This is a genomic window from Elusimicrobiaceae bacterium, assembly GCA_017528825.1.
In the GTDB taxonomy this organism is placed as follows: Bacteria; Elusimicrobiota; Elusimicrobia; order Elusimicrobiales; family Elusimicrobiaceae; genus Avelusimicrobium.
The window spans coordinates 132,986-144,804 of record JAFXOI010000001.1 but is presented as its reverse complement, the minus strand read 5'-3'; the positions used below and the strand labels follow the sequence as shown (position 1 = coordinate 144,804).

The window sequence follows — 11,819 nt, the reverse complement described above, 5'->3', positions numbered from 1 at the left end:
TTTATGAAAAGTACCGAAGTGAGAAACGGATTTTTGAATTTTTTTCATGCCAAAGGTTTACCGGTAGTGCCGTCGAGCCCTTTAATTCCACACAATGACCCGACTTTGTTATTTACTTCTGCGGGTATGGTGCAATTTAAGGCTAACTTTATGGGGATTGATCGTTCCTTAAAAAACGCCTGTTCTTGTCAAAAATGCGTGCGCACCACCGATATTGACAGCGTAGGATTTACGGAAAGACATTTGACTTTCTTTGAAATGCTGGGCAATTTCTCTTTCGGGGATTATTTCAAAAAAGAGGCTATTGACTGGTCTTGGGAGTATTTAACAAAAGTGCTGGGTATTTCTCCGGACAAACTCTATGTCAGCATCTACAAAGGCGGCATTGCTCCGCGCGATGAGGAAGCCTATCAGGCGTGGCTTAAATATGTGCCGGCCGAGCGGATTTTTGAATTAGGGGAAGCCGATAATTTTTGGACCATGGGGCCCACCGGTCCGTGCGGCCCGTGTACGGAAATTTATTATGATTTTGGCGATAAAGGATGTAAAAATCCGCACTGTGATATTACGTGTGATTGCGGGCGATTTGTAGAAATTTGGAACGTAGTGTTTGAAAGCTATAACCGCCAAGAGGACGGCTCCTTGCAGCCATTGCCGCATAATAATATCGACACCGGCATGGGGCTCGAACGTCTTTGCATGGTGATGCAAAAAAAGCAAAATATTTTTGAAACGGATTTATTCACTCCGCTGACCGACGAGGCCAAAAAGATTTTACATATAGACGGGAAAACTCCGCAGGAAATTTCTGCCTTGCGCATTATGGCAGACCATGTGCGCAGTTCTTCCTTTTTAATTGCGGAAGGTATTTTGCCCTCTAACGAGGGGCGCGGGTACATTCTGCGCCGTTTGATCCGTCGCGCGGCCCGCTACGGTAAGTTAATGGGCAGTAAAGAGCCGTTCTTATATACACTGGCTAAAAAAGTCAGTCAAATTTTTGACGGGTTATATCCGGAAATTGATAAAAATTTATCTCATATTGAAGAAGTGCTCAAAAAAGAAGAGGAAACCTTTTTGAAGACCCTTCAAACCGGAGAAGAAAAACTGGATGCATTACTAGCCAACGGAACGAAAATGCTATCGGGCGAAGATGCTTTTTATCTGCATGAGACTTTTGGATTTCCCTTGGAACTTACGCGTGAGATAGCGGCCGCCAAAGGAGTGAAAGTGGATGAGACCGGTTACGAAAAGGCCAAAGAAGCTGCTTCGGCCAAAAGCCGCAGTTATGCCGATGAGCTTTCCAAAGAAAAAGTCAAACATTTGCAATATGTAGAGGTGACCTATCCGGCTACGCAGTTTACCGGTTACACCACCCTGACGCAAAAAGCGCGGGTACTAAGCGTACTGAACCCGGAATTAGAAGAAGTCAAAACCTTAAACGGGGAAGGGTATGCCGTATTTGATAAAACCTCTTTTTATGCGGAATCCGGCGGCCAAGTAGGTGACACGGGACTAATTTTGAAAGACGGTCAAACAGTAGCCGAGGTATTGGATGTACAAAAACCCATCGGTAAAGTATTTGTGCATAAGGTAAAAGGGACGCTGGCTGTGGGAGATGAAGTGATTTTGTCCGTCAATGGCCCGTTGCGTGGCAGAGCCGCGGCCAATCATAGCGCTATTCACTTGGTGAACGCGGCCTTGCGGAAAGTGTTTGGGACCGGCGTACATCAGAGTGGGTCTTTTGTATCCCCGGAACGTTTCCGTTTTGACTATACTTTATCTAAAACACCTACCCAAGCAGATTGGAAGCAGGTGTGGACGCTGGTGCAACAAGCCATCGAACAGGCTTTACCGGTTACCTGTCAGGAACGTCCGCTAAAAGATGCGGCTAAATTAGGTGCCGTCACTTTGTTAGGGGAAAAATATGCCGATCCGGCCCGTTTTGTGCTCATGGGAGGCAGTTTTGAAGAACCAGATAAAAAATATAGTTTGGAATTATGCGGCGGCACCCATGTTACCAATACCGCGCAAGTTATTACAGTAGTGCCTTTGAAAGAAGGTTCCTTATCTGCCGGAGTGCGGCGTATTGAAGGCGTGGCCGGACAAGCGGCACTAGACTATTTGAAGACTGTACATGCCGGAGTGGAACAAATGGCCGCGCGACTGATGGTGCCGGTGCCGGAAGTGGGCGTGCGACTAAATCAAATTTTAGATGAGCTCAAAGAAGTGCGGAAACGTTATGCGGCTTTCCGCGAGAAAACATTGGCGGCCGGCGGCGTGGCGCAAACTGCTTTTACCCTTAAAAACGGCGTGACGGTAGTGCTTCAAAATGCAGAAGGAGCCCAACCACGCGAGTTGCGCACCATTGCCGACACTATTGGGCAAAAGTACGAAAAAGCCCTCATTATTGTAGCTACGGACCGCGACGGCAAACGTTCATTTGTGGTCAAAATGGTGGGCCAGTTGCCCAATACGAATGCAGTGGAAGTGGCCAAACAAATTGCAACGAATTTGAACGGAAAAGCCGGCGGCCGGCCGGATTTTGCTCAAGGCGGCGGCGAAGCCAAAGATAGTTGGCAGGATTTCATGGGTTCCGTCAAGGAAATCCTGTAGTAGGTCTTTAGACCTAAAATGGTATAGGGCCAAAAAACGCTTGATATTGGGATTGCGTTTTTAAGATACTATGAGGGTAGCAAAGTAATCGGTTCGCTTGGTGCAAGCCACTAGCGGATCTTAACGAGAGAGGAAATATGAAGAAATTAATGTTATTAGTATCTGTGCTTGGTTTAGCTTCTGCGGTTTATGCTATGAATCCAATTGCTGAGCATATGATTATGAGAGAAAGTTTGAAAGGATTAATCAAACATGAAGAATCCAAGCAGACTGCAACACAACAAAAAGGATTGTTGCCGGAACACCCGGAATTGGAAGGAGATTCGTCCGAGCAAGCTACAGCAGTTGCTAAAGAACAATTTGAAAAAGGCCAACAACAGCTAAAAAGTTTAGCATTTATATTTCCCAGATACGCAGCGGAATTAGAAAAAATCCAAGAGTTACATGGGGCCCTGTTCAATGGATTTAATACTTCTATGCCAGAAGCATCCCATTGGCCGGAAGATGAAGAATGGATGGTGGCTTTTCGTGTGCAAGGAGCGGGAAAGGCGTTAGACGAATCTTTTAGCAAAATTGACAGCAAAACAGTAGTCAATATGATTAAAATCGCGCTTTGTCACCAATATTTAGTGCGCGGCCAATTGTATTTCTTGCCCTATGCACTTAATATGATCGACGGAAATCCGCATGAAAAAGGGGTTTTTCTTGGAGAAATGTACGATAAATGGGTGCAATACCATAAAACTACCGGGAAGCCCGATTATAGAAAGAGATAACCCTTTCAATGACCCTCGCTCAAAAAAAGCGGGGGTTCGTTTTGATATAGGTCTTTAGGCCTAATCGGGAAACAGGCCTAAAATACGCTTGACGTAGAGATGTTTTTTTAAGATACTATAAGTGTGGAAAAATTATCGGCTAACGATGGTGCAAGCTGCCGACGTGAGCCCAAAGGAGAAAGAATATGAAAAAACTGATGGTATTGATTGGCGTGCTTGGTCTATTTTCAGGGACAGCACACGCCATAATTAGTAGCCCCGTTTTGACAAGCTATAGTGGCTTATTTAAGAAGGGAAGCCAAAAAGAAGAAAAGGCTTTGTCACAAGCGGTAGATGTAGGGAGTTTAAAGAACCAAGAAGAAAAAGAATTTCAGGAAGCTTCTGAGGCTTTAAAAGATCTATTTGAAAAAGACGTTACGAATGCAACCGTAACTTTAGAAGAAGTGGAAGAGTGGCATCAGCAATTGCGTGATATTTTCAATAACACAAAAGGAACTGAGCCCAAATTTTATTATCAAGACAACGTTAATAGATTGGAAATCTTCGCTTCTTTTATGCAAGGGATTGAAGATGCTACGTTGCGCAGAAATATTGAGGCCATTCTCAATCATCAGTATTATTTCCCCAATTATAAAACAGAAGGATTGGTTTCTTTGAAAAAAGCGGCACTTGAATTGAGCGAATTAAGTGTGAAACAATACAGTCTGCCGAATTATCAGGCCAAAACGGCGGGGTTCGATAGAGAAACAGAGTCTTATTTTAACACTTTGATTCCCGCTAATCCGGTTGCTCCGCAAGCGCTCCGGGAAGCCCTGAGAGCAGAAAACGCACTGAGAAAACAGGCGGCCTCTCATGCAGAACACTCGGGTATTTTAAACGGTGTGCTTGCCAAACACCAGTATCTGGTAGGCGTATTAGCCTCTGACACCCAAAAATCATTTGCTTATCAAGATGCAGAGATTGCTTTGGAAAAATTGGCTCAAACGGCCCTATCCATTAAGGACGAGGCATTGTTGGCGGAAGTAAAGGACCTGTTAAATCATCAGTATTATTTTGTGTACAACTACGGCAAATTGGCTTCGTTAGATCAAATTGCCGAAAATGTGGATCACGAATGTCTGACTTTGGGTAATGGAATCAGCACCGCCCGTTTAAAACCGTTTGCCAGAGCATTCTATAATGTGAAATAAGATTTACCACAAAAAGAAATGAATCCCCCGCTTATTTGAGCGGGGGTTCTTTTTGATATAAGGTCTTTAGGCCCAATTGGAAAAAAGGCCTAAAATACACTTGACGTATCTTTGTTTTTTTGAAATACTATAGGGGTAAGGAAATCAAATAGGTTAAAGACAGGGCGCAAGCCGCCGGTTTTAACCATAAAAGGAGGAAAAATATGAAGAAAATAATCGCGTTAGTTGGATTGCTCTGCTTGGCTGTGAGTGCTGTTTACGCGTCAGTTTGGGCAGATGTGCAAATTACTGGCTACTCACAAAGAAAAGAAGCCGCAGACAAAGTGGCGGAAAGGTTGGATTTTGAACAGAAGGTAGCTCTTTCATTAAAAGCAGCTGATTCAAAAGTACAAGAAGATATTGCCGCCATGAAAAAAGCTGCTGGACAAAAAGAACTTTCTTTAGAACAGCAAGCTCAAATCGAGCATAAAAGAGCCATTTATGCTTTGAATGCGCTCGTGGGATATAAACTCTTAGATCAGTCTTTTGTAGATGATTTTTCCTATTACCAAAAAAATATACAGGATGGTTTGATGGCCGACGGGGACCTTCAAAGTACTTTTCGTGCCCTTAAATATTTGGTTATACAAATTAATCAGTTAAACTCAAAGATAATGCCCAAAGTGAAAGAGATAGCAAATCATAAGTATTATGTACACGTTAAGGCTGAAGAACAATTGCTATCTTTAAATGAGGCCGCTGCGCTCGTAAACAAAGAAACGCTATGCGATACCTATGGTTTTCCGAAATGGGTAATTAACTTCTACAACATTCCCAAAGATATGCAACATCGTGATTGCCGCGGAGAGCATAGAATGTCTGTGGTTTCCGGTACTTCACTGTAGTTTTTGATATATATCCCCCGCTCAAAAGAGCGGGGGATTTTTTTTATAAGGCGTCTTTGCTACAATAAGAATATGATTGTTTTTGCCCACCGCGGAGCCAGTGCCGCCCGTGTTCAAAACACGCTTTCAGCTTTCTCCCTAGCGCGCGCCCAAGGGGCCACGTGCTATGAGTTGGATGTCCATTTGTTAAAAGATGGGCAACTGGCCGTGCATCATGACTACTCTTTAGCCGCCACTGCCGGCGTGGATGTTGCCTTGGCTGATTTAACAACGGCAGATTTGCGACATTATCCGCTTACCAATCCGTTTGATGATACTCCGGAGTATGTGCCTTTATTGTCTGAAGTGTTGCCTATTATCACGGCACAGTTGCAATGCTTAAATATAGAAATCAAAAACGATGATAATATCTATCCTGCTTTGGAGGACGTCTTATGCCGGCAAGTGCGTGCTTGGCCGGCGGAATTGCAATCGAAGGTATTGTTTTCCAGTTTTGATGTGCCTGCTCTGCAACGCCTGCGCAGTTTAATGCCCAAGGCCCGTATCGGTTTATTGACCCGTTGTTTCGATGAAGAACAGGCGGCACAATTAGAGGTTGAAAGCGTGCATATCAGTCATACCCGCTTAACTCCCTCTATCTTGGATACCTGCCATCGTCGCGGTTGGAAAGTGCTGGTGTATACAGTGAACGACCGTACTTTGGCGGAGCAGTTACAAACACAAGGTGTGGACGGAATTTTCACAGATCATGTCGAATGGTTCCTATAAAAAATCCCGCTTCTAAGAAGCGGGATTTTTAAGTAAACAGAGTCTTAATAGTCGTAATCGTCGTAACTATTATAAGACGATGAAGAACCGGAGGAAGAAGTATCCTCGGCCGGTTGATTACCGTAGTATTGTTCCGGGGAATAGCGGCGCGGTTTCTCCCATAGACGTTTGGTCTTTTTATATTCCAGCTCGGAAGGTTCGCCGGGGACCATTGGGCGGGTGCGGTAATCAAAGAAATATACATTCTTTTGAGTTTCCGGCTGTACATTATAGATGTATTCGGATTCCGTATTAGGTTTGGCTTCCCGTCGTTCTGCCTGGGCAGTGGTTTCCAAATCGTCCATATAATCTTTTTCCGTTAAATAAATTTTCTTTTGATAACGGGTACCTTGCTCTTCAGGATTTTCCTGAGTAGAGGCGCAAGCGGTCAGCAGGACCGTCCCAAGTACAATAGTCATCAAGCAAATTAAATTTTTCATTGGTTTGTCTCCTTCTTTCTTTCTCCACATAATATAATGTTTTCGAGCAAACATGCAAGCGTTACCGGCCCGATACCGCCCGGAACGGAAGAAACATTGCATCCTTTTGCGAGTAGCTCTTCGGTTTGGCAGTCTCCGCAGAGATGTTGATTTTCATCCAAATTGGTAGCAATATCAATTACGCAACAACCGGCCGGTACATTTTCGGCATGCAACAAATGAGGCTGCCCGGCGGCACTGCAAATGAGTCGCGCCTGTTGCAATGCTTTGGACAAATCGGGTGTAAATGTGTGGCAAATTTTAACAGTAGCATTGCGGCACGTGAGCAGATGTGCCAATGGCTTTCCAACGGTAGGAGAGCGGCCAATGACCACGGCCTCTAATCCTTCCGGTGAAATGTGATGATAATCCAAAAAACGAATAACTGCCGCCGCCGTGCAGGGTACAAAGGTTTTGAGTTGCGATACGTCTGCCCAAGTTTTGCACAAAAACAAATTGCCCATAGACAGCGTAGACATGCCGTCGATATCTTTTTCCGGTGAAAGATGAGCGGTAAAACCACTTTGCGCCAACACCGCCGGCAATGGACGGGGAATTAATATAGCGTCTACAGCCGGATCGGCAGAGGCCTGATCTAACAGCGCCAAGAAAGAGGCAACAGGTGTTTGGGAATTTACAGTATGTACTTGGGTGGCAATACCCAATTTTTCAGCGGCTTGCACTTCTTTTTGTAAATACACATAAGCCCCGTAATCTTCTGTAGAGCCTACGGCAAACAAGGTAATCGGACGACCCAAATGATGCCGCACGCAATCCGCCCGTTCTGCTAACGGGGCACGTAATGAAGCGGCGAGGTCTTTTCCTTGAAGTAACATATATATATCATATCAAATTCTGCGTAGGGACGTAGACTTAACCTATACCATGCGAAAGGGACTGACAAATGGCGCGCGGAATGATAAAATATATTAAACACTTTAATATGTGGTACCTAAGAGAACTAGGTATCCGGAGGAAGATATGCCTATTTGGATTTTTCGTTTGTCTACGCTAATTGCATTTCCGTTTTTAACCTATGATTTTATTGATAAAGATCCGTTGTCTCTGGCGGCGGGTTTATTGTGCGCTTTGATTGTTATTATTGCAGAAGCCGTATTTAAGCAATTGCGTCTGATTAAAATGATGATTGCGTGCTCCGGGTTTTTGCTGGGATGGTTGTTGTTTGTATTTATTGACTATGCCGTACAAAACTTCGGTGGTAACGGCGCTCCGAGCTGGTGGCTGGATAATATGCGGTATGTGGAAATGGGGCTGATTTTATTCGGCGTATTGGCCTGTTTGTTTAAGTCACGTGATTTGGAAGGGTTATCTTATAAGGGCCGTCATCTCAAAATTGCGGACGCCAGTGCTTTGATGGATGGACGTATTGTAGATTTATGTGAAATAAACTTTCTCTCCGGTATTATTGTGCTACCCGTATTTGTCTTGGAACAACTCAATACTTTAGCGGCGTCGAAAGATCCTTTGGAGCGTGCCAAAGGCCGCCGCGGTTTGGATGTGGCAACCCGCTTACAAGAGCTAAAAGAAATCACCGTGCGTGTAACGTCCAAAACACCTAAAGCAGAAAATGAAATCGAACGGATTGTCAAATTAGCTAAAAACTTTGACGCGGAAGTGGTCACTTTAGATTTCAACGTCAACAAAATTGGCGCTCTGTATGATGTAACAGTACTGAATATTGCTGATTTGGCCACGGCCTTAAAACCTGTAGTGCTGCCGGGAGAAACGATGTCTTTGTTCATCATGAAAGATGGAAAAGAAAAAGAACAGGGAATCGGTTATTTAGATGACGGCACCATGGTAGTGGTGGAAGAAGGCCGCAGATATATTGGTAAACGGACGGAAGTAGCGGTTTACTCTATCTTGCAAACTCCTTCCGGCCGGATGATTTTTGCGAAAACGAAATAATATGTCGGAAACCTTACATTTTGCCGGAGCCGTATTAGTAGCCGGTGGCCTAGGCAAACGAATGGGCCGCCCCAAGCAGATGTTGCCGCTGGCCGGCAAAGCGGTGCTGATTCGTACCATAGAAGCCTTCCTAAAAGTATCGGTCATCAAACAAATAGTGGTTGTCACTGCTTGCGAAAACTGGGAAGCGTTGCGTTCTTGTTTTCCCCAAATAACTTTTGCCCAACCGGGTGCCACCCGTTTAGGTTCTGTTATCAACGGAGTGGCAGTGTTGGATCCGCGGGTGCAAGCGGTGGCCGTTCATGACGGCGCCCGACCCTTAGTGTCTGCCGAAGCGATAGCGCGTTGCTTGCAAAGCGGTTTTATAAATGGAGCCTCCGTGTTAGCAGTGCCTGTTAAAGATACGATTAAACAAGTTCGTAATGGCTTTGTGGAACAAACATTAAACCGAGCCCTTTTATGGCAGGCGCAAACCCCGCAATGCTATCAGGCCAATGTGTTGCGCCGTGCTTTGGATAAATTTGGTTATTTGCAGGATGCTACCGATGAGTCCCAACTGGTGGAACGTTTGGGTGTGCGGGTGCAAATAGAAAAGTCGGATTATCAAAATTTGAAGATTACTACGCCGGAGGATTTAATTATGGCGGAAGCACTTTTGCAGGCAGGTCTGCAACAGCGTACCGGATTTGGTTTTGATTTACACCGGATGCAGACCGGACGAAAATTTATAGTAGGCGGGGTAGAAATTCCGCACACGAAAGGACTACTGGGTCATAGTGATGCAGATGTAGTACTGCATGCAATTTGCGATGCTATTCTAGGGGCGTTATGTGAAGGAGAAATCGGCCTTTTATTCCCGCCGACCGATCCGACCATTAAAGATATAGATAGCAAAAAAATCGCCGCGCGCGTATTGGAAATAGTGAAAGAAAAAGGGGCGCAGTTGGTACACATTGATGCCACATTAATTACACAAGAGCCTAAAATCAGCCCGCATTACGCGGCGGTGCGCGCCAGTTTGGCCCGTATTTTTCAGTTAGAAGAAAAGAATGTCAGTTTCAAATCTAAAAGCCATGAGCACGTAGGCGAAATCGGCCGCGGGGAAGCGGCCATGTGCCAAGCGGTGGCTACGGTACTTGTAGGAGAGAAAAAATGAATAAATTAGGGGTAATAGGAATAAGTCTTTTACTGTTAGGAGCTTGTGCGGAAGCCAATCATCAGAAGACCCGTCAAAAAATGTCGGGGATTGATTATTCGGCTTATACGCGGCCGACAGTACATTCAACAGATGATTATACCAGCCATTTGCCGCAACCCAGCATCTTGGACGAACAGGCTTTTTCAACCACTTCTCCTACGGAGCAAGAAGAATATACCCCTTCCGCAGACGAAGATTTTACATCTGAAGAAATTGCTTCCTCTTATGGGCGTTATACGGACGTGACCGTGGTGGCAGCTGTGAAACGTATTAAACTCGGTGCGCAGGCAAATGCTAAAAATATGGCTTTATTTCAACAAGCACTAACGACCGGTTATAAAAAAGCTTTACGTACCTATCGGCCCGGCGGTTTTACCTATTCTATGTCTAGTGTGGGGGCAGTTAATCCGCTTTCAGACGTAGAAGTGAATTGTGTGTTGGGAGAGCAAGCCGCCAATGAGATTGGCCAACAGACCTGCAACTTGTTCTTCAAAACGGTTGTAGAACAATATAATACTTTACTTCAAGAGGCCCAAGCCAATGCAGCTTTATAATACAGAGAGCAAAACAAAAGAACTATTTAAGCCGTTACATGAACAACAAGTAACCATGTATTGCTGTGGGCCGACAGTATATAATTACGCACACATCGGTAATATGCGCACTTATATTTTTGAGGATTTACTGGCCCGCACGTTGCGCTTGACTTGGCCGCTCAAACACGTGATGAACGTAACGGATGTGGGACATTTGGTATCCGATGCCGATGACGGCGAGGATAAAATGGAAGTGGGCGCCGCGCGCGAAGGCAAAAGCGCGTGGGATATTGCTAAGTTTTACGAAGAGAAATTTTTTGCTGATTATGATGCGCTGCATTGTTCTCGGCCAACCGTTATCAGTCGTGCAACGGCGCATATACCGGAAATGATTGCGCTGGTGAAAACGTTGGAAGAAAAGGGATACACCTATCGCACCTCTGACGGTATTTACTATGATACCTCTAAATTTTCGCGCTATGATGCACTGGTCGGTCGCAGCCGCTTGGAAGGGCTTAAAGGCGGTGCGCGCGTAGAAATGAGCGAAGAAAAGAAAAACCCAACCGATTTTGCTTTATGGAAATTTTCACCCGTTGATAAAAAGCGTCAAATGGAATGGGACAGCCCGTGGGGCGTAGGTTTTCCGGGGTGGCATATTGAATGCTCTGCCATGGCGATGAAATACTTGGGTAACACCTTGGATATTCATTGTGGCGGCATTGACCACGTTTCTGTGCATCACACCAATGAAATTGCACAAAGCGAAGCCGCTACCGGCCAACCGTATGTGCGTTTTTGGGTGCATGGCGAATTTTTAGTACTACACGCAGGTAAAATGTCTAAATCCGGCGGTACTTTTGTTACTTTGCAAACCTTGCGCGACAAAGGATATGATCCGTTGGATTACCGGTATTTGTGTTTGACGGCGCATTACCGCACGCAACTCGAATTTACCTATGAAAGTTTAGACAGCGCGCGCAAAAGTTTGCAAACCTTGCGCAAAGAAACGGCGGCCTTAGTGGCTACTGCCAAGAGCCAGCCTATTACCGAAAAATGCGCACAAGCCAAACAAAAATTCCAAGCTGCCATGGAGGATGATATCAATGCTCCCAAGGCACTGGCAGTAGTGTGGGAAAGTCTGCGCGGGTCGGAATTAAATGCGGCAGAAAAAGTGGAGTTTTTGAAATTTGCCGATGGCATTTTGGCGCTAGATTTATTCCGCGCTCCGGAAGAAAAAACCGAAAAATTGCCGGCGGAAGTGGAGATTTTACTTAACCAACGGGCCGAAGCGCGCAAAGCCAAAGATTATAAAAAATCCGACGAGTTGCGTGACCAATTGGCCGCGGCCGGATACCGCGTCAAGGACACGCCGCAAGGCCAACAAGTAGAAAAAATCTAAAATGATAC

The 11,819-nt window shown here is 45.1% G+C and carries 11 protein-coding genes; 9 read left to right on the top strand and 2 right to left on the bottom strand.

Annotated features, from left to right (window positions below; all coding sequences use genetic code 11):
* Positions 1 to 3: 3 nt before the first annotated feature.
* The 5 genes from alaS (at position 4) to IKN49_00645 (ending at position 6,231) form a co-directional block, all read left to right on the top strand.
* A complete protein-coding gene (gene alaS, locus IKN49_00665; protein MBR3631572.1) occupies positions 4 to 2,613 on the top strand; it encodes an alanine--tRNA ligase in 2,610 nt (869 codons plus the stop codon).
* 137 nt (positions 2,614 to 2,750) lie between these two features.
* A complete protein-coding gene (locus IKN49_00660; protein ID MBR3631571.1) occupies positions 2,751 to 3,389 on the top strand; it encodes a hypothetical protein in 639 nt (212 codons plus the stop codon).
* A 185-nt stretch (positions 3,390 to 3,574) separates the two neighbouring features.
* Positions 3,575 to 4,579 carry a hypothetical protein gene (locus IKN49_00655; protein ID MBR3631570.1) on the top strand — a complete coding sequence of 335 codons (1,005 nt, stop codon included), beginning with the start codon at positions 3,575 to 3,577 and terminating at the stop codon, positions 4,577 to 4,579.
* Positions 4,580 to 4,782: 203 nt separating this feature from the next.
* Positions 4,783 to 5,463, top strand: coding sequence for a hypothetical protein (locus IKN49_00650; GenBank protein MBR3631569.1), 681 nt, complete (start codon positions 4,783 to 4,785; stop codon positions 5,461 to 5,463).
* 72 nt (positions 5,464 to 5,535) lie between these two features.
* Positions 5,536 to 6,231, top strand: coding sequence for a hypothetical protein (locus IKN49_00645; GenBank protein MBR3631568.1), 696 nt, complete (start codon positions 5,536 to 5,538; stop codon positions 6,229 to 6,231).
* 44 nt (positions 6,232 to 6,275) lie between these two features.
* Here IKN49_00645 and IKN49_00640 read toward each other — a convergent pair whose 3' ends face one another.
* Complete coding sequence (locus IKN49_00640) at positions 6,276 to 6,710, bottom strand: hypothetical protein (GenBank protein ID MBR3631567.1); 435 nt, start codon at positions 6,708 to 6,710, stop codon at positions 6,276 to 6,278.
* Positions 6,707 to 7,585, bottom strand: a complete 879-nt coding sequence (locus tag IKN49_00635) for a bifunctional 5,10-methylenetetrahydrofolate dehydrogenase/5,10-methenyltetrahydrofolate cyclohydrolase (GenBank protein ID MBR3631566.1) — start codon at positions 7,583 to 7,585, stop codon at positions 6,707 to 6,709. Before IKN49_00635 ends, IKN49_00640 begins: the two co-directional genes overlap by 4 nt.
* Positions 7,586 to 7,730: 145 nt before the next feature.
* On the opposite strand from IKN49_00635, the gene IKN49_00630 reads away from it, so the two are divergent.
* The 4 genes from IKN49_00630 to cysS are packed head-to-tail and all read left to right on the top strand — an operon-like array spanning position 7,731 to position 11,811.
* Positions 7,731 to 8,678, top strand: coding sequence for a hypothetical protein (locus tag IKN49_00630; protein ID MBR3631565.1), 948 nt, complete (start codon positions 7,731 to 7,733; stop codon positions 8,676 to 8,678).
* 1 nt (position 8,679) lies between these two features.
* The gene (ispD, locus tag IKN49_00625; protein ID MBR3631564.1) at positions 8,680 to 9,834 is read left to right on the top strand and encodes a 2-C-methyl-D-erythritol 4-phosphate cytidylyltransferase; all 1,155 of its coding nucleotides are present in this window, start codon (positions 8,680 to 8,682) and stop codon (positions 9,832 to 9,834) included.
* Positions 9,831 to 10,430 (top strand): hypothetical protein, encoded by a 600-nt coding sequence (locus IKN49_00620; GenBank protein MBR3631563.1) that lies wholly within the window; start codon positions 9,831 to 9,833, stop codon positions 10,428 to 10,430. Before ispD ends, IKN49_00620 begins: the two co-directional genes overlap by 4 nt.
* Positions 10,417 to 11,811 (top strand): cysteine--tRNA ligase, encoded by a 1,395-nt coding sequence (gene cysS, locus IKN49_00615; GenBank protein MBR3631562.1) that lies wholly within the window; start codon positions 10,417 to 10,419, stop codon positions 11,809 to 11,811. Before IKN49_00620 ends, cysS begins: the two co-directional genes overlap by 14 nt.
* The last annotated feature ends 8 nt before the right edge of the window (positions 11,812 to 11,819 follow it).